This window comes from Halarchaeum sp. CBA1220, assembly GCF_003721175.2.
Lineage (GTDB): Archaea > Halobacteriota > Halobacteria > Halobacteriales > Halobacteriaceae > Halarchaeum > Halarchaeum grantii.
In genome coordinates, this window is sequence record NZ_CP054707.1 from 14,969 (window position 1) to 31,542 (window position 16,574).

Annotated in this window: 16 protein-coding genes, 1 tRNA gene and 1 pseudogene; 4 read left to right on the forward strand and 14 right to left on the reverse strand. The window is 69.7% G+C overall.

Going from position 1 to position 16,574, the window contains the following annotated elements; genetic code table 11:
- Positions 1-54: 54 nt before the first annotated feature.
- The 5 genes from EFA46_RS00090 to panB all read right to left on the reverse strand — a co-directional run bounded on the left by EFA46_RS00090 (position 55) and on the right by panB (position 6,163).
- Entirely contained in the window at positions 55-1,347 is a 1,293-nt protein-coding gene (locus tag EFA46_RS00090) for a 5'-deoxyadenosine deaminase (RefSeq protein ID WP_123075940.1), read from the reverse strand.
- Positions 1,348-1,473: 126 nt separating this feature from the next.
- Entirely contained in the window at positions 1,474-2,490 is a 1,017-nt protein-coding gene (locus EFA46_RS00095; RefSeq protein ID WP_123075938.1) for a ring-cleaving dioxygenase, read from the reverse strand.
- A gap of 130 nt (positions 2,491-2,620) precedes the next feature.
- Positions 2,621-4,897 carry a CDC48 family AAA ATPase gene (locus tag EFA46_RS00100; protein ID WP_123075936.1) on the reverse strand — a complete coding sequence of 759 codons (2,277 nt, stop codon included), beginning with the start codon at positions 4,895-4,897 and terminating at the stop codon, positions 2,621-2,623.
- Complete coding sequence (locus tag EFA46_RS00105; RefSeq protein WP_123075934.1) at positions 4,894-5,145, reverse strand: hypothetical protein; 252 nt, start codon at positions 5,143-5,145, stop codon at positions 4,894-4,896. Before EFA46_RS00105 ends, EFA46_RS00100 begins: the two co-directional genes overlap by 4 nt.
- Positions 5,146-5,350: 205 nt before the next feature.
- Positions 5,351-6,163, reverse strand: coding sequence for a 3-methyl-2-oxobutanoate hydroxymethyltransferase (gene panB / locus EFA46_RS00110; protein WP_123075932.1), 813 nt, complete (start codon positions 6,161-6,163; stop codon positions 5,351-5,353).
- A gap of 69 nt (positions 6,164-6,232) precedes the next feature.
- Here panB and EFA46_RS00115 point away from each other — a divergent pair, with 69 nt between their 5' ends.
- Positions 6,233-6,502: a DUF5822 domain-containing protein gene (locus EFA46_RS00115; protein ID WP_123075930.1), complete on the forward strand. Its 270-nt coding sequence runs from the start codon at positions 6,233-6,235 to the stop codon at positions 6,500-6,502.
- A gap of 14 nt (positions 6,503-6,516) precedes the next feature.
- On the opposite strand, the gene EFA46_RS00120 is transcribed toward EFA46_RS00115, so the two are convergent.
- Positions 6,517-7,092, reverse strand: coding sequence for an HAD family hydrolase (locus EFA46_RS00120; protein WP_370529248.1), 576 nt, complete (start codon positions 7,090-7,092; stop codon positions 6,517-6,519).
- A 158-nt stretch (positions 7,093-7,250) separates the two neighbouring features.
- On the opposite strand from EFA46_RS00120, the pseudogene cysE reads away from it, so the two are divergent.
- A pseudogene (cysE, locus tag EFA46_RS00125) lies at positions 7,251-7,763 on the forward strand (serine O-acetyltransferase); the annotation flags it as partial.
- A 498-nt stretch (positions 7,764-8,261) separates the two neighbouring features.
- Here the strand turns inward: cysE and EFA46_RS00130 are convergent.
- From EFA46_RS00130 to EFA46_RS00160, 7 genes are all read right to left on the reverse strand, one after another.
- Positions 8,262-8,795: a multiprotein-bridging factor 1 family protein gene (locus EFA46_RS00130; RefSeq protein ID WP_123075926.1), complete on the reverse strand. Its 534-nt coding sequence runs from the start codon at positions 8,793-8,795 to the stop codon at positions 8,262-8,264.
- Between the two features lie 345 nt (positions 8,796-9,140).
- Positions 9,141-9,225, reverse strand: a tRNA-Leu gene (locus EFA46_RS00135).
- 414 nt (positions 9,226-9,639) lie between these two features.
- Positions 9,640-10,821, reverse strand: a complete 1,182-nt coding sequence (locus EFA46_RS00140) for an orc1/cdc6 family replication initiation protein (RefSeq protein ID WP_123075924.1) — start codon at positions 10,819-10,821, stop codon at positions 9,640-9,642.
- Between the two features lie 365 nt (positions 10,822-11,186).
- Positions 11,187-12,671, reverse strand: a complete 1,485-nt coding sequence (purF, locus tag EFA46_RS00145; RefSeq protein WP_123075922.1) for an amidophosphoribosyltransferase — start codon at positions 12,669-12,671, stop codon at positions 11,187-11,189.
- 270 nt (positions 12,672-12,941) lie between these two features.
- Entirely contained in the window at positions 12,942-13,115 is a 174-nt protein-coding gene (locus tag EFA46_RS00150; RefSeq protein WP_123075920.1) for a 50S ribosomal protein L37e, read from the reverse strand.
- Positions 13,112-13,306: an LSM domain-containing protein gene (locus tag EFA46_RS00155; RefSeq protein WP_123075918.1), complete on the reverse strand. Its 195-nt coding sequence runs from the start codon at positions 13,304-13,306 to the stop codon at positions 13,112-13,114. Before EFA46_RS00155 ends, EFA46_RS00150 begins: the two co-directional genes overlap by 4 nt.
- A gap of 109 nt (positions 13,307-13,415) precedes the next feature.
- Entirely contained in the window at positions 13,416-14,477 is a 1,062-nt protein-coding gene (locus tag EFA46_RS00160) for a M20/M25/M40 family metallo-hydrolase (RefSeq protein ID WP_123075916.1), read from the reverse strand.
- Between the two features lie 186 nt (positions 14,478-14,663).
- Here EFA46_RS00160 and EFA46_RS00165 point away from each other — a divergent pair, with 186 nt between their 5' ends.
- Together EFA46_RS00165 and EFA46_RS00170 are read left to right on the forward strand one after the other, a co-directional pair.
- Complete coding sequence (locus EFA46_RS00165) at positions 14,664-14,987, forward strand: hypothetical protein (protein ID WP_123075914.1); 324 nt, start codon at positions 14,664-14,666, stop codon at positions 14,985-14,987.
- A gap of 61 nt (positions 14,988-15,048) precedes the next feature.
- The gene (locus EFA46_RS00170; protein WP_123075912.1) at positions 15,049-15,996 is read left to right on the forward strand and encodes a zinc-dependent metalloprotease; all 948 of its coding nucleotides are present in this window, start codon (positions 15,049-15,051) and stop codon (positions 15,994-15,996) included.
- Between the two features lie 21 nt (positions 15,997-16,017).
- On the opposite strand, the gene EFA46_RS00175 is transcribed toward EFA46_RS00170, so the two are convergent.
- A complete protein-coding gene (locus EFA46_RS00175) occupies positions 16,018-16,569 on the reverse strand; it encodes a hypothetical protein (protein ID WP_123075910.1) in 552 nt (183 codons plus the stop codon).
- Positions 16,570-16,574 lie beyond the last annotated feature (5 nt).

The following is a 16,574-nucleotide window of genomic DNA, read 5'->3' on the forward strand; positions in this document are numbered from 1 at the left end:
GAGTGAAGTGCATGCGAACCGACGCGACGCCTCGCCGTCGCGGGCGGCCTCTTTTCAGAGTTCTGCGGCGTACTCGCGCGCGCTCTCGAGCGTCGCCGCCGCGTCGAATCCCGGGTACGTCCCATTCTCGTAGCGGACCTCGCCGTCGACCATCGTGAGCGCGACGTCGTCGCCGTGCGCGGCGTAGACGAGGTGCGAGTGGACGTCGTGAACCGGCGTCGAGCGCGCGCCGTCGGTGCTGAGGCAGACGAGGTCGGCTTTCCAGTCCTCGCGGAGTTCGCCGACCCGCTCGAAGCCCGCCGCCTCCGCGCCGTTCCGCGTCGCCATCTCGAAGACGGTCTCGGCGGGAATCACGGTCGGGTCGAGCGAATCGACCTTCCCGAGGAGGCTCGCCTGACGCATCTCCGTGAAGGCGTCGAGCGTGTTGTTGCAGGGCGGGCCGTCGTTCCCGAGCGCGACGTTGATGCCGCGTTCGAGGTAGTCCTCTATCGGGGCGATGCCGGACGCGAGCTTCATGTTCGAGGACGGGCAGTGCGTGACGTGCGTGCCGGTCTCCGCGAGCACCTCGCGCTCGGTTTCGTCCGTCCAGACGCAGTGCGCGAGCACGACGTCCTCGCCGGTGAGGCCGACCTCGTCGAGCCAGTGGACGTTCCGCATCCCGGTGCGGTCCTCGACCGTCTCGATCTCGTCGCGGTTCTCGCTCGCGTGCGTGTGAATGCGCACGCCGTCGTAGGCGTCCGCGAGGTCGCGCGCGCCGCGCAGGCACGCCTCGCTACAGGTGACGGCGAAGCGCGGCGTCACCGCGTAGCGGACGCGGTCGTCGAACGCGCCGTGGTACTCCCGAATCAGGCGCTCGCTCTCGGCGAGGCCCGCGTCCGTGGCCTCCTCGAGGCCGTCCGGGCTCGCGGTGTCCATCAGGACCTTCCCCATGCGGGCGCGGATACCGGTTTCGCCGGCGGCCTCGAAGGCCGCGTCCGCGTGGTGCACGGAGAGGTGGTCGACGACGGTGGTGGTGCCGGAGGCGAGACACTCGAGGTAGCCGAGCTCGGCGGCGACGCGCATCCCCTCGCGGTCGAGGCCGGCCTCCATCGGGAGGACGGACTCGAAGAGCCAGTCGAGGAGTTCGGTGTCGTCCGCGATGCCGCGCCCGAGGCTCTGCACGGAGTGGACGTGCGCGCCGACGAGGCCGGGCGCGACGACGTCGTGGTCGCGGCGTTCGTGCTCGGCGTACTGTTCGACGAGTGCCTCGCGCTCGCCGACGGCCGCGATCCGGTCGCCGTCCGTGACGACGGCGCCGTCCGCGATGGCTGTCTCGGCGTCCACGACGACGGTCCCCGTGAGTAGCATCCGCTCCCTCTCGGCGGTCGGGGGACAAAAGCGTGGGGGATAGCGCACCGTGGCGGCGGCCGACCGGTCGGCGGACGACGCCGGCGGCCGGCGTCGCTCGTCGGGCGGCCCGCGCCGGTCGTCGCGTCAGTCGTCGGCGGCGTTCACTTCGTCCTCGGCGTCCGCGTCCGCCGGGTCGGGCTCCGGTACCGTGACGTCGGGGAGGCCGGCCTCGATCTGCTCGCGCCGGTCCTCGAACTCCCCGGGGAGGACGAGGCGGCCGCCGAGGTCGTCGAGCGGTTCGTCGCTGTCGTAGCCGGGCTCCTTCGTCGCGAGCTCGAAGAGGACGCCGTCGAACTCGCGGAAGTAGACGGAGCGGAACCAGTGCCGGTCGATCTGCTGGGTGGGACGGAGTCCCATCGAGCGGACGGCCGTGCGCATCTCCGCCTGCTCGTCGTCCGTGGGCGTCTGGAAGGCGACGTGGTGGACGGTCCCGTGGCCCTGCCGGGACGCCTCGACGGTCGGGAGCGTGTCGACGTACTGCCCGACCTCGCCGGCGGCCGCGAAGCGCGTCCGCCGGTCGCCGGGCGTGTCACCCTCCGCCTGCTCGGTGCCGACTTCCTCGAGCCCCATCGTCCGCAGGAGCCGTTGAGTGGGCTGGGGGTCGGTGAGCCAGAGCGTCACCGAGTGGAAGCCGCGAATCGCGTGCTCCTCGGGGACGAACGCCGTCCACGGGACCGTCGGGTCGTCCTCGGGAATCTCGACCGCGACGAGTTCGACGGGGAGGCCGTCCGGGTCGCGGAACGGCAGGACGGTCTCGCCGAAGCGCGTGACCCGGTCGTCGTAGTCGACGCCGTAGTCCTCGAAGCGCGCCTCCCAGAAGTCGAGGCTCCCTTCGGGGACGCGGAACGCGGTCCGCGCGACCTGCCCGGACCCGACCTTCCCCTGCGACATCTCCTCCCACGGGAAGAACGTCATGCTCGTTCCTGGGGTGCCCTCCGCGTCCGCGAAGAAGAAGTGGTACGTCCCGGGGTCGTCCTGATTGATCGAGCGCTTCACGAGGCGGAGACCGAGCGTCTCCACCCAGAAGTCGAGGTTTCGCTGCGGGTCGCCCGCGATGCACGTGACGTGGTGAATGCCCGGCGTCGGGTTCGGGTCAGCCATACTTCGAAAAAGGCACAGAGGGACTTCAGTCCGCGCTAACCCCCGTGTCACCACCCCGAGGTGAGGTCACGAGGCGGTAGCTATGCGGCGAGTGAACGACCGGCGCGACGGGAAAAGGAGGAGGCGCGCGTTACTGGAAGGCGGTGCCGTAGCCGGCGCGCTCGCCCTCCTCGACGGGTTCGGCCGTCTCGAAGCGCTCCTCGATCTCGTCGTACTGCTCGCGGACCTCCTCGTCGACGCTGGCGTGGACCTCCTCGAGCGCCTGCTCGAAGTGCGCCATCGTCACACGGACGTTGCCGACGGAGTCGGCGGCGTCCTCGGGCGAGACGGTGTTGACGAACTCGCGCGTCGCGGCCATCGTCGCCTCGCGGACGAGCGCTTCGAGGTCCGCGCCGACGAAGCCCTCGGTGCGCCGGGCAACCCGGTCGAGGTCGACGTCGTCGGCGAGAGGCTTGTGCTCCGTGTGCACGTCGAGGATGGCGCGACGGGCGTCGCGGTCGGGGACGGGCACGTGGATGTGGCGGTCGAGACGACCCGGCCGGAGGAGCGCGGAGTCGATGAGGTCCGGGCGGTTCGTCGTCGCGACGACGACGACGTCCTCCAGGTCCTCGATGCCGTCGAGCTCCGTGAGGAGCTGGCTGACGACGCGCTCACCGACGCCGGAGTCGCTCTGGTTCCGGCCGCGCTGGCCCGCGATGGAGTCGATCTCGTCGAAGAACACCACCGTCGGCGCGTTCGAGCGGGCCTTCTCGAAGACCTCCCGAACCCCTTTCTCGGACTCCCCGACGTACTTGTTGAGGAGCTCGGGGCCCTTCACGGAGATGAAGTTCGAGTTCGCCTCGTTCGCGACGGCCTTCGCGAGCAGGGTCTTCCCGGTGCCGGGCGGGCCGTAGAGGAGGACGCCCTTCGCGGACTCGAGGTCCATCGACTCGAAGACCTCGGGGTAGTCGAGCGGCCACTGGATGGTCTCGCGCAGGCGCTCCTTCGTGTCGCCGAGGCCGCCGACGTCCTCCCAGGTGACGTCCGGCACCTCGACGAACACCTCGCGCATCGCGGACGGCTCGATGCCCTTCAGCGCCTCCTTGAAGTCGTTCTCGGTGACCTGGATGGACTCCAGTATCTCGGCCTCGATCTCGTCGGATTCGAGGTCGAGTTCGGGACGGATGCGTCGCAGGGCGTTCATCGCGGCCTCCTTGCTGAGGCTCTCGATGTCCGCGCCGACGAAGCCGTGGGTGTTCTCCGCGAGCTCGTCGACCTCGACGCCGTCCGCGAGCGGCATGCCGCGCGTGTGGACGTGGAGGATCTCCTTGCGGCCCTCCTGGTCGGGGACGCCGACCTCGATCTCGCGGTCGAAGCGCCCGCCGCGCCGGAGCGCGGGGTCGACGGCGTCCACGCGGTTCGTCGCGGCGATGACGATGACGTCACCGCGCTCCTCGAGGCCGTCCATGAGGCTGAGGAGCTGGGCGACGACGCGACGCTCGACGTCGCCGCCGGCCTCCTCGCGCTTGGGCGCGATGGAGTCGATCTCGTCGATGAAGACGATGGCGGGGGCGTTCTCCTCGGCGTCGTCGAAGACCTCGCGGAGCTTCTCCTCGGATTCCCCGTAGTACTTGCTCATGATCTCCGGCCCGGAGATCGTCTGGAAGTGCGCGTCGATCTCGTTGGCGACGGCCTTCGCGATGAGCGTCTTCCCGGTGCCGGGCGGGCCGTGGAGCATGACGCCTTTCGGCGGCTCGATGCCGAGCTGCTGGAAGAGCTCGGGGTGGCGCATCGGGAGCTCGATCATCTCTCTCACTTGCTCGAGCTCGTCGTCGAGGCCGCCGATGTCCTCGTAGGAGACGTTCGGCGTGCTGTCGCCGCCCTCCGCAGTGCGGCCGCCGGAGATCTCCTCGGCCGGGATCTCGCTCACCTGAATCTCCGTGGAGTCGGTGACGACGACGGTGCCCTCGGGTTCGGTGCCGGCGATCTTGATGGGGATGCGCTGGCCGCTCATCTGACCGAAGCCGCCGAAGCCGAACGGGACGCGGATGGTCTGCCCCGTGGTGACGGCCTTCCCGGAGAGCCGGTCGTGGACGTACGGCGAGATGTCCCCACGAATGCGGAGGTTCTGCGGGAGCGCGACGCTGATGGACGTCGCGGGCTTGACGTCCGCCTTCTCGACGGTGACGCCGTCGTCGATGCCGACGTCGGCTTCCTGTCGGAGGTCGCCGTCGATCCGGATGACGCCTTCGCCCTCGTCCTCGGGGTAGCCGGGCCAGACGCGCGCGATGGCGCGACCGTCCCCGCTGCCCTCGATGACGATGTAGTCGCCGTTGTCGAGGTCGAGTTCCTCCATCGCGCGCCGGTCGACGGCGGCGAGGCCGCGACCCGCCTGGTCCTGCTTGAGGGGTTTGACCGTCAGTTTCATCGGTCCACCTCGACGGTGACGACGCCGTTGTTGATAAACGCGCGGGCGACTTCCCCAGTCGGGAGGTCGATCTCGTACTGCGCGTCCTCGTCGTCGCCCTCGACGACGAGGATGGCGGTGCCGTCGACGACGTCGACGCTCACCCGCTCGTCGGCGAAGGACGTGTCCGCGACCACGACGGACTCGTCAGCGTAGTCGTAGCGCTCGACGGGCCCGCTCTGGTCAGTGAGTGTGTTCTGGGGGCGCATTGTTGCTAACCATAGGTTAGGCCTTGAAGTATATAAACGTGTCGCAGAAACCGGCGGTTTGTTATAAACAACGGGCGGAGCGGTAGAATTGCGGTCCACACTCGGAGCCGGTAACGCGGTCGCGTTCGCACCGAGACGACGCGGCCACGCGACCGCCCGGCGACGGTGCCCGCGACCCGCCCCGCGACGGCGCTCGCAGACTCCCTCAGAGGTCGTCGAGGTCCGCGTCGCTGTGGCCGTGCTCCGCCGCCGGGAACTCCCCGCCCTCGACGGCCTCGCGGTAGCCGTCGACGGCCTCGCGCATCTCGGCGGCGACGTCCCCGAACTGCTCGGCGAACGGCGGCGCGCGCTCCGAGAGCCCGAGGACGTCCGTGATGACGAGCACCTGTCCGTCGGTGTCCGGACCGGCGCCGATGCCGATGGTCGGAATCGCGAGCGCGTCGGTAATCTGCTCGGCGACGTTCGCGGGGACGTGCTCGACCACGAGGGCGAACGCGCCCGCGTCCGCGTGAGCTTCGGCGAGCTCCAGCACCTCGCGGGCCTCCTCGCGCGTCGTCGCGCGCCGACCGTACCCCCCGTACTGCTGGACGTGCTGGGGCGTGAAGCCGAGGTGCGCCATCACCGGGATGCCGAGGTTCACGAGGCGCTCGGTCAGCTCGACGGTGTGCGGGCCGCACTCGAGTTTCACCGCGTCCGCGCCCGCCTCCGAGAGCAGGCGGCCGGCGTTCTCGACCGCGTCCCCCTCGTCCGCGCCGTAGCTCAAGAAGGGCATGTCGGCGACGACGAGCGCCTCCTCGACGCCGCGCACGACCGCGCCCGCACGGGATTCGACGTCCGCCATCGTCACGGGGAGCGTCGAGTCGTGGCCCATCACGGCGTTCCCCATGCTGTCCCCGACGAGGACGACGTCCACGCCCGCCTCCTCGACGATGCGCGCCGTCGGCGTGTCGTACGCCGTCAGCATCGTTATCGGGGCGTCGTCCTCGCCGTGCGAGCGGATGTCCTGCACCGTGGTCATACGGGTGTGTATCGCCGCGCCGTCGTTAAATACGCGGCCTTTATGCGCGCCGCGCGCCGACGGACGCGTGTGCCAGAGGTAGTCGAGGAGACGGACCCCGAGGGCGTCGACTACGGGTGGGTGATGCAGACGACGTTCGTGCTCACAATCGTCGTCGGCGCGCCCGTCGTCGCCGTCGTCTTCGCCCTCAGCGGCGTCGCGGTCCCGACGTGGACGGCGAAGGCGGCCTTCGCGCTCCGCGTCGGCGCCGTCGTCTGGTTCCTCACCGCCGTCTGCGTCTACCTCTACGCGCGACGCCTCGACGTCGCCACGGACGGCGCGGACGCCGACGGGGAGTGAGAGCGGGGAACCCCTCAGACGTATCGGAACCCCGTCCCGGCGCGGCGCGCCGTCTCGGCGTCGCGCTCGGCGTCGCCGACGAAGACGACCTCGTGAGGTTCGAGGCCGAGCGACTCGACCGCGCGGAGTAAGGGTTCGGGGTCGGGTTTGCGCTCGCGGCCTGCGAGACTGTCCCGGCCGACGACGTCTCGCACGCGCGCGAGCAAGCCCTCCCGGTCGAGGGCGATGCGACACGCGCGCTCGCAGTTCAGCGAGCAGACCGCCGCCGGGAGCGTGCCGTCGCCGAGTTCGTCCGCGTGCGGGAGGCGGCGCGCGCGCTCGGCGCCCGCGCACTCGTGCTCGCTGATGAGGTCCTCCGCCGCCTCGCCGACGCCCGCGTCCTCGGCGGCCTCGAGCAGTTCCCACGTGACCAGCCCGTCGGGGTCGACGCCGGCCTCGACGAGGAGCGCGTGCAGTTCGCGCTCGACGGCCGCCCAGTCGACGGCGAGGTCGACGAGTGTCCCGTCGAGGTCGTAGACGACGCCCGCGTACGACGCCCCGTCGCCGCTCGCCGTCGCCGCGCCCGGCGGGTCGATCTGCTGGTCGGTCACACCCGCTCGTTGCGCCTCGGCGGGTATAGCGCCTTCGGCGTACTCGACCGGAAGCGCTGGCCTTTTGGCTCGGCCGAGCACACAGAGGGGCATGACGAGACACGCAGACGGCCGTGTCGCCCCCGCGACCGGTCGCGCCCGCCACGGCGGTGACCGCCGTGCTTAGTTTCGGCCGCGTCCGGAGGGACGTCGCGGCGGTCCTCGAGAAGGACCCCGCCGCGAAGAGCCGTCTCGAAGTCCTGTTGTGCTATCCGGGGCTCCACGCCGTCTGGGCGCACACGTTCACGCACGCGCTCTGGGAGGGCGGCTATCGGCTCGTCGCCCGCCTCCTCTCCCAGCTCGTGCGCTGGCTCACCGGCGTCGAAATCCACCCCGGCGCGACCATCGGCGAGCGCGTCGTCATCGACCACGGGATGGGCGTCGTCATCGGCGAGACGGCGGTCGTCGGCGACGACGTCCACATGTACCACGGCGTGACGCTCGGCGGCGCCGACAAGCGCCCCGTGAAGCGCCACCCGACCGTCGGGGACGGGGTCACCATCGGCGCGGACGCGACGCTCCTCGGCGACATCGAGATCGGCGAGGGCGCGAAGGTCGGCGCGGGCGCGGTCGTCACCACGGACGTCGAACCGGACGCGACGATGATCGGCGTCCCCGCCGAGCGCGTCGACCGCACCCCGAAGGCGGACGTCGAGGACGTCGCGACGCCGGACGACGGCGACTCCGCGACGGCGGAGCGCGACGGTGGCTCGGTCCCGGACGCAGATGACGCGGACGGGACGAGTGACGCGGACGCCGATAAGCACTAGGGACGGCGTTCGAGACGACAGGAGGGCCGGCATCGTGGCTCGAGGACTGTTGTGAGTCTGTTCGATGAGCGTCCGTATTCTCCGCGAGAGAAGTGTGAGGGCGGCCGTTCCGGCCGCGCGTGGCAGGTTTCGGGATGCCGCCCGGTCATGAAGAACGCCGGTCTGGCGTCACTCGCGTATATATACCGATTTATAATTAATCTTCCGTTCGGACGGCGGGTGCGCTCCGACGGTGAGCCGAGTCGGATGGCCGCGACGCGCTGGAGAGCGGGCCGGCAGCGCGCGCCGAGAGAAGAGGTCACGTCTCAGTGGCGCCGTGGCTGTGTGACGTCGCGTGGCGTCCGACGGCGGCGACGCGGGCTACTCGGAGAGCGTCACGCCGAGGCGCTCCTCGAGCGCGCGGACGACGCTTCCTCCGACGCCGGCCTGCGTCGCGCGACCCTGTTCGACGGCGAGCAGGTCGTTCTCGTCGACGTCGAGTTCCTCGGCGAGTTCGGAGAGCTGGAGGCCTTCCTCCTGTCGGGCCTCCTCGACGATCTCGCCGTAGCCCGAGACGAGATACGGGAGCCGGTCGCGCTCGTAGTTCGTGCCGTGCTCCTCCCAGTGTGAGGAGTCCCCACGAGCGGCGTCGAGTTGCTGGGCGGCCGCGCGAACCGCGCTGTTCTCCTCGCGCTCGCTCCCCCCGCTGCTCCCCGAGGACGAGCCCGAGTCTCCCTGGTTCTGGTTGCGACGGCTACGCTTCTTGCTCTCGTCGAGATCCGCGCAGCTCTGACAGACGGAGAGCTGGGCGCCCGCGACTGACGCCGTCGTGAGCGAGTCCGTCGACGTCCCGCAGAGCTCGCAGGTGCCGCTGCCGCTACCCCCGGAGGAGCCGCCCGTGGAGTATTTTGCCATACCCCCCGGTACGCGGAGGTACCATTTTAACCAAACGGTCGTGCTGAGCCGTCATCCGCGAGAGACGACGCCGAATCCGGATGCGACCGGCCGTGCGTGCGCCTCGCGGCCGGCGTCTCGGTGGGACACCGGCGAGTGCCACGCGTCGTCCGGGCGCCGTCGGTGGTGTGCGACACCGAGCGGAGGACGCTCGCGTCGCTCGCCGGGGAGTCGACGCCGCCGGGCGGCGGCTAGCGACTCCGCTCTTCGGTGTTGGGTCAGTAGGAAGTTGTGCGTGGGTGATGTCCCGGGAGGGAGATCACCGTGCATCGCTTGACCCCGAGTTGAGGACTCGGGTACGTGCGATGCGTGGGACCGGATTTGAACCGGCGAACCTCTACAGGACAGCGCCCTCAACGCTGCGCCTTTGGCCTAGCTTGGCTACCCACGCTCGCTCGTGCGTTCGCATTAGTCTGTACCGCCGGGTTAAGTAAGAGACTTGCGATTCGACACCGGCGTGCGAAACCGATGCAGGGTCGGAGACCCACCCGTTCGCGGCGGTTTCCACCAGAATCGACACGACACCCTCCCCCCGTTCTGCAAATGTTCTGGCGGAGAACACAGGGGGCCGAACTCGACTCGATGCGCCGGCACCCCCTCCCCCCGTTCTGCAAGTGTTCGAGTGCGCGCGGACACCTCCCTGTCGCGGCGCACGAGGGGGACCACCTTCCCCCACCCCCATTCTGCAAGTGTTCCGGGTCGGAGAGCGGTCGGGGTGTGGACGAAATTCAGCGCGGCTCGCGGACGTCTCGCCGTGAGACGCACACCGCGCCCGTGTCACGCGATACGCGCGACGCCGCGCCCCTCACTCCTCGTCGCCGAGGACGGCAGTCACGATCTCGGGTTCGACGTCGAGCTCGTATTCGTAGTACTGCCCGCCGCCGCGACCGTGGTTCCGGTCGTACTGCGCTAAAAATCCGAGCATCGCGAGGTCGATGAGGTGGTCGTGGACGGAGCGCTGGCTCAGCGGGTCGGCAGCGTTCTCCGCGCAGACGCGCTCGTACATCTCGTAGGCCTGCTTCGCGCGAACCGGCGTCTCGCCCTCGAAGGCGATGTTGGTGATGGCGAGGAGCGTGTAGCGGCCGTGGGTCGTGAGGTCGCGGATGGAGTCCTTCACGCGGCCGCGTTCGACGCGGTTCTCGGCGGCGTCGACGTCGTTCTCCACGACGGTCTCGCGACCGTCCTCGACGGCGACGTTGGCGGCCTCTCGCAGGAGGTCGATGGCCTGCCGTGCGCTCCCCCGGTCCTGCGCGGCGAGCGCCGCACACTTCGGGATGACCGAGGGGTCGAGGACGCCCTCCGCGAGGCCCTTCGAGGCGCGGTCCTCGAGGATCGTGCGCAGTTCGGTCGCGTCGTACGGCGGGAACTTTATCTCGCGCTCGCAGAGGGTGTCCTGCACCTTCGAGGAGAGGTCGTTGCGGAAGGTGTAGTCGTTCGAGATACCCACCACACCGACCTGCGAGTGTTCGATGTTGCCGTTCGCCTTCGCGCGCGGGAGCTGATAGAGGAGGACGTCGTCGTCGCCGAGGTTGTCGATCTCGTCGAGGACGACGAGGACGGTCCCCTCGCGGGCTTCGATCTCCTCGAAGAGCGCGGTGAGGACGTCCGACGTCGAGAGCCCGGTCGTGATGGCTTCGCGCTCGGTGTCCTCGCGGAGTTCGTTCACGAGGGCGATGGCCGCCTGGTACGAGGAGGGGTGATGGTGGCAGTTCACCTCCGCGACGTGGACGTCGTCGACGTCCGGTCGCTGGTCGGCCTCGACGCGGAGCATGTCCATCATGTAGCGCGTCACCGCCGTCTTCCCGACGCCGGTCTTCCCGTAGACGAAGACGTTCTCCGGCTCCCAGCCGTCCACGACGTCCTGCAGGGCGTTCGCGTACGCCTCGATCTCCTCGTCGCGTTCGAGGATCTCGTCGGGCTCGTACTGCTGCTTCAGGACGTTCTTGTCCGTGAAGACGCCCGTGCGCTTGCGGAACGGCGTGTCCATCGCTGTCTACCTCCGTTTTCGGAGCTACCGTAATAAATGTACTCTTCTCGTGTTTCCTCTGTTTCAGGAGATGCGTTCGTTTCGAGTGTTCGTGTGGAGCACCGTGTTGCCCCGTAACACTACCTCGGGGAGGCGGCTATGCGCAGCGGAACATTTGCAGACCGGGGTGGGGGTGTCGGGGGAGAACCGCGCTCGGACACCCCACCCCTCTCTCGGCGGGTCGAACATTTGCAGAACGGGGGGAGGGGGTGGGCTCGCGACGACGGGGGAGCGACGCCACTCGCGAGACCGACGAGTGACTCGACAGAACCGACTGCGCGAAGCCGGTAGAGAAGAGCGTGAGACGGGGCGGAGCGTACGCGCGGTCAGTCGTCGGCGGGAGCGTCGACGTCGGTTCCGACGGCGGGTCGGACGACGTCGCGGTCGGTCGCCTCCCCGTCGATGTCGTAGGGGTATTCGCCGGTCACGCAGCCGAGACAGAGGTCGGCGCGCGAGCGCCCGATGGCCTCGGTGACGGCGTCGATGGAGAGGTAGGAGAGGCTGTCGGCGCCGATCTCCTCGGCGATCTCCGCCTCGGACTTCTCGGCGGCGATGAGCTCGTCGCGCGTCGCCATGTCGATGCCCATGTAGCAGGGCGCGACGATGGCGGGCGCGCCGATGCGGACGTGGACCTCCTCTGCGCCCGCCTCGCGGACGAGTTCGACCAGCTGGTTCGAGGTCGTGCCCCGAACGATGCTGTCGTCGATGATGGTGACGGACTTCCCCTCGACGGTGGACTTGATCGGGTTGAGCTTCAGGCGGACGGCGCGCTCGCGGGCCTCCTGGGTCGGCATGATGAACGTCCGGCCGACGTAGCGGTTCTTCATCAGTCCCTCGGCGAACTCGACGCCCTCGCCTTCGCCTCGCTGCGAGGCCTCGGCGTAGCCGGAGGCGAACGCGCGCCCGGAGTCCGGGACGGGCATGACGACGTCGCCCTCGACGCCGGACTCCTCCCAGAGCTTGCGCCCGAGTTCGCGGCGCACCTCGTAGACGAGCTCGCCGTCGATGGTGGAGTCGGGGCGCGCGAAGTAGACGTACTCGAAGAAGCAGTTCGCGGTGTTCTCGGGCTCGACGAGCTGATAGGAGTCGAAGCCGCTCCCGTCCTCGCGGAGGACGACGAGCTCGCCGGGGCGGACGTCCCGGACGAGTTCGCCGCCGAGGGTGTCGATGGCGGCGGACTCGGAGGCGATGACGTAGCCACCGTCGATCTCGCCGATGCAGAGCGGCCGGTTCCCCTCGGGGTCGCGAACCCCGAGGACGGTGTCGTCGTGGCTGATGGTGAGCGCGTAGGAGCCGTGGATGCGGTTCATCGTCCGCTTGACGGCGCGCACGAGGTCCTCCTCGAGGAGGTTGCGCGCGAGGTCGTGCGCGATGACTTCGGTGTCGCCGTCGCTCGTGAACGCGTGCCCGGAGTCGGCGAGTTCGTCGCGGACGGCGTCGGCGTTGACGAGGTTGCCGTTGTGGCTCAACCCGAGCGCGCCGCCCTTGAACGAGACGGTGAAGGGCTGTGCGCAGGACTTGTCGACGCTTCCGGCGGTCGGGTAGCGGACGTGGCCGATGCCCGTCGTCCCCTTGAGGGCCTCGACGTCGTCCTCGTCGAAGGCGTCGCCGACGAGCCCCATCTCCACGTGGCTGTGCTGTTGGAAGCCGTCGTGGGTGACGATCCCCGCCGACTCCTGCCCGCGATGCTGGAGCGCGTAGAGCGCGTAGTACGTGGGGAGCGCGGCCGCCCGGTCCTGGAGGGAGATACCGACGACGCCGCATTTCTCTCGCGGTCCGCCCTCTACCGTCTCGTCCCGCCGCTCGGTCATGGTTCTCCCTTGCGTCGCCATCACGTAAAACACCCGTGGTTGTGAATCTAATCGCCGATATTCCGCCACGTGTATGCACATGTGTGCATCATAGCCGCCGGTGACCGGCGCGCCCGGGAGGCGTGAACGACCGGCTAGCGGCGGAGCGACGAGCGGGTCACGGAGGAGGACGAGCGACTACCGGAGGCTGATACGGACAGCCGTCCGAAGACCGGACGGCCGGCTACGCACAGAGAGAGCGGGAGAGAGAAATCGACCGCAGCGAAGGACTTACTCGTCCTTCTTCGACTGCCAGTTGTAGCTCCGGCGCTTCGCGGACTTCCCGAAGCCACAGCTCGAGCAGACCTTCTTCCTGGAGTGGTACGACTTCTCGCCACAGCGGCGGCACTTCACGTGCGTCGTCTTGTTCTTCTTCCCCTGGCTCGGGGTGCCGGATCCAGTCATGGGTTAATCGTCACGACGTTATCGCCGCGTATAACCGTTATGTCTTCACCCTCCTCGGTGTTCTCGAGGACGAGGTTCATGTGCTGGTCGTAGCCCGTGAGGACACCCGTGAACTCCGTTCCGTCCTTCAGGACGACTGTCACGGTCTGCTCGAGGGAGGCCTCGAGGACGTCGAGGGGTCGGCCGCTCATACCACACCGAGCGCCCGTCTCACGCTTAAACGTACCGACTCGCGGACCGAACGAAAGTCCCCGACGCCACGGCCCCGAGTCAGCGCCACACAGACGCGAGACGGCGCGCTCAGAACTCGACGGCGAACGACTCCCGACCGGCTTCGCGGGCGGCGAGCGCGGCGAGGAGGTCGGCGGCCCGCTCGAGGTCGTCGAGGTCGACGACTTCGGCGGGCGTGTGCATGTAGCGGTTCGGCAGGCCGAGGTTGAGCGACGGGATGCCGCTGCGGGTCGTGTAGAAGGCATCCGCGTCCGTCCCCGTCCGAATGCCGGTCGCCTGATACTGGACGTCGATACCGTCCGCGCTCGCGGCGTCCCGGACCGCGTCGACGAGCGCGCCGTGGTTGCCCGCGCCGCGCGCGATGACGGGGCCGTCCCCGAGGCCCACCTCGTTGTGTTTGTCGCTCGGGAACTCGGGGTGGTCGGAGGCGTGCGTGACGTCGACGGCGACGGCGGCGTCCGGGTCGAGGTCGTAGCCGACCATCTTCGCGCCGGAGAGCCCGACCTCCTCTTGGACCGTCGAGACGGCGTAGACGGTCGATTCGACTCCGCGCTCGGCGGCGCGTCGGAGGGCTTCGGCGGCGACCCAGACGCCGACGCGGTTGTCGAGGCCGCGCGCGGAGAGCAGCGACCCCTGGAGGGGGTGTGGCGTCTGCGCAATCGTCACGGGGTCGCCGACCGTCACGAGGTCGCGGGCGTCCGCTTCGTCCTCCGCGCCGATGTCGACGGTCATCGTCTCGATGTCGTCGTACTCGGTGTCCTCCTTGTCGCGGACGTGGATCGCGGCCTGCCCGACGACGCCGTTCACGGGGCCGCTCTCGGTGTGGACGTGGACGTGACGGGCCTTCGAGACGGACTTGTCGCTCCCACCGACGGGCGTGAGGTGGAGGTAGCCCTCCGGGCTGATCGCGGCGACCATGTAGCCGATCTCGTCGGCGTGTCCGGTGAACGCGAACTCGGGCCCGTCGCCGCCGTCGTAGACGGCCACGGCGTTCCCGTACTCGTCGGTGTGGACCTCGTCCGCGAACGACTCGACGTACTCCACCCAGACGCGCTGGGCGGGCGTCTCGAACCCCGAGGGGCTCGCCGTCGCGAGCAGGTCGTCGAGGAAGCGGCGCTGGTCTTCGTGCATACGTCACTCGGCGACCGGCGACGGCAAGAACCCAACGGTACCCGGGGACGCCGCCCACAGCGACCGCACGCACGGCGACCGCGCCCGCAGACCCCCGGCCCCACACCGGCCGCGCCCACGCCAACCTCGTCGCCGACGGCCCCCGCTGCCGGAACCGTCTTGTGTCGCCCGCGAGAACACGCGACCATGGGATTTATCGATATCCACGTTCACGGCCTCGACGAGACCGACCTCAGCCTCTTCCGCTGGGACTTCTCGAAGGGCGCGGACGAGTCGAGCGAGACGGACGAGGCGGGCATCGCGCCCGCGCCCGTCGAAACCGAGGGCGAGTCGCCGGTCACCGGTGACGACGCCGCGTCGAGCGGTGGCACGCCGAAACTGGCCGCGCTCGGGTTCGTCGTCGTTCTCGGCTTCCTCGTCGCCACCGGCCTCCTCGTGAAGCGCACGCTCGGCGGGAGCGAGGACGCGCCCGTCGACGAGCGCGACGAGCTCGAGGACATCGACGCCTGAGCGACGCGCCGCGACCCAGTCTGAGGACAAGGCCTTTCCCGGTACGGCGCGCAGTCCGCGTATGAACCTCCTCGACAGCGCCCGCGCGGTCGCCGGCGCCTCCGGCTCCGAGGCGGTCGACTGGTCGGCCGTCGCGACGGCCGCGAAGGGCGCGACCGACCCCGGCGCGCTCGACCTCACGCGACGTGAGCGCGAGGGGTACGCCGCCGACGTCCGCGCCGCGCGCTCGCGCATCCGCGACGTCTCCGGGCTCGGCTTCGACGTCCCCGAGACGGTGGAGATCCAGAACCGCCACCACTGGATCGACGCGAACGTCTCGACGTTCCGCCGCGCGTTCGAACCGCTCGAACAGGGCGGCGCGCTCCCCGGTGTCGCGCGCACCGTCAACACCGCGACGACGGCGGGCACGCTCGCGTTCGTCGCGCGCCGCGTCCTCGGGCAGTACGACCCGCTCCTCCTCGCGGACGCCGACGACCACCGGCTCTACTTCGTCCACCCGAACATCGCGAGCGCCGCCGAGAGCCTCGACGCCGACTTCGAGCGCTTCCGGCGCTGGATCGCCTTCCACGAGGTGACGCACGCCGCCGAGTTCGGCGCGGCGCCGTGGCTCTCCGACCACCTCGAGTCCGGCCTCCGCGAGGGCGTCGCCGCGCTCTCGGAGGGCACTCTCCAGCGCGAGGCGTTCGGGGAGCTGATGACGACGATGACCGCCGTCGAGGGGTACGCCGAGCTCCTCATGGACCGCGCGTTCGACGAGGACTACGACGACCTCCGGCGGAAACTCGACGAGCGCCGCGACGAGGACGGCCCGCTCGGCGGCCTCGTTCGGCGCCTCCTCGGCTTCCACTTGAAGCGCGAGCAGTACGAGCGCGGCCGCGAGTTCTTCGAGGCCGTCGCGGACGCTCGCGGCGTCGAGGGCGCGGGCGCGGTCTGGCACTCCCCGGAGACGCTTCCCTCCGACGCCGAACTCGACGACCCCGCGATGTGGCTCGCCCGAATCCCCGAATAGCCGCCGAGCGCGGCCCGCAGTCTACTGGAACCCCTTCCCGACATCGTCGTCCTCGATGAGGTCGTCGAGCTCGGCGTTCAGCAGCTCCTCGGCCTCCTCGAACGTCTCGGAGAGGTTGTCGAGCTCGTCGGGGCGGCCGTGGCTGTCGTACTCGATGGGGCCGAACGCGGGGCTCTCGACGACGTCCATCACGTCGTCGAAGAGGTCGCTCGGTGAGGTCGGCGCGTCGGCGTGCACCTTCAGGACCTCTTCGAGTCGGCGGGCCTTCGTCTCCGCCTCGTCCTCGTCGGCGACGCCCTGCCGGACGGCGAAGCGGCCGCCGTCGTCGTGGTCCGGGAAGAGCGGGTCGAGTTCGTCGTCGACGCGTCGGGCGACGCGCGCGCCGGCGCCCTTCACCTCGAAGGGGTTCTTCGCGTAGGTCTTCAGGTGGTAGACGCCCATCGAGGGATGGCCGAGGTAGAAGTCCTCGCCGAGGCCGCGCGCTCGGTCGCCGGCGACGGCGCGCCACCCGTCGGGGTCGGCATCGGAGTCGGTGACGTCCGAGAGGATGTCCTGCCAGTCCCTGACTCGCATACGCG

Coding starts and splice junctions, on each gene's coding strand:
- EFA46_RS00090 (WP_123075940.1), bottom strand. CDS start 1,347: ATGCTACTCACGGGGACCGTCGTCGTGGACGCCGAGACAGCCATCGCG.
- EFA46_RS00095 (WP_123075938.1), bottom strand. CDS start 2,490: ATGGCTGACCCGAACCCGACGCCGGGCATTCACCACGTCACGTGCATC.
- EFA46_RS00100 (WP_123075936.1), bottom strand. CDS start 4,897: ATGAAACTGACGGTCAAACCCCTCAAGCAGGACCAGGCGGGTCGCGGC.
- EFA46_RS00105 (WP_123075934.1), bottom strand. CDS start 5,145: ATGCGCCCCCAGAACACACTCACTGACCAGAGCGGGCCCGTCGAGCGC.
- panB (WP_123075932.1), bottom strand. CDS start 6,163: ATGACCACGGTGCAGGACATCCGCTCGCACGGCGAGGACGACGCCCCG.
- EFA46_RS00130 (WP_123075926.1), bottom strand. CDS start 8,795: ATGGCAAAATACTCCACGGGCGGCTCCTCCGGGGGTAGCGGCAGCGGC.
- EFA46_RS00140 (WP_123075924.1), bottom strand. CDS start 10,821: ATGGACACGCCGTTCCGCAAGCGCACGGGCGTCTTCACGGACAAGAAC.
- purF (WP_123075922.1), bottom strand. CDS start 12,671: ATGACCGAGCGGCGGGACGAGACGGTAGAGGGCGGACCGCGAGAGAAA.
- EFA46_RS00150 (WP_123075920.1), bottom strand. CDS start 13,115: ATGACTGGATCCGGCACCCCGAGCCAGGGGAAGAAGAACAAGACGACG.
- EFA46_RS00155 (WP_123075918.1), bottom strand. CDS start 13,306: ATGAGCGGCCGACCCCTCGACGTCCTCGAGGCCTCCCTCGAGCAGACC.
- EFA46_RS00160 (WP_123075916.1), bottom strand. CDS start 14,477: ATGCACGAAGACCAGCGCCGCTTCCTCGACGACCTGCTCGCGACGGCG.
- EFA46_RS00165 (WP_123075914.1), top strand. CDS start 14,664: ATGGGATTTATCGATATCCACGTTCACGGCCTCGACGAGACCGACCTC.
- EFA46_RS00170 (WP_123075912.1), top strand. CDS start 15,049: ATGAACCTCCTCGACAGCGCCCGCGCGGTCGCCGGCGCCTCCGGCTCC.
- EFA46_RS00175 (WP_123075910.1), bottom strand. CDS start 16,569: ATGCGAGTCAGGGACTGGCAGGACATCCTCTCGGACGTCACCGACTCC.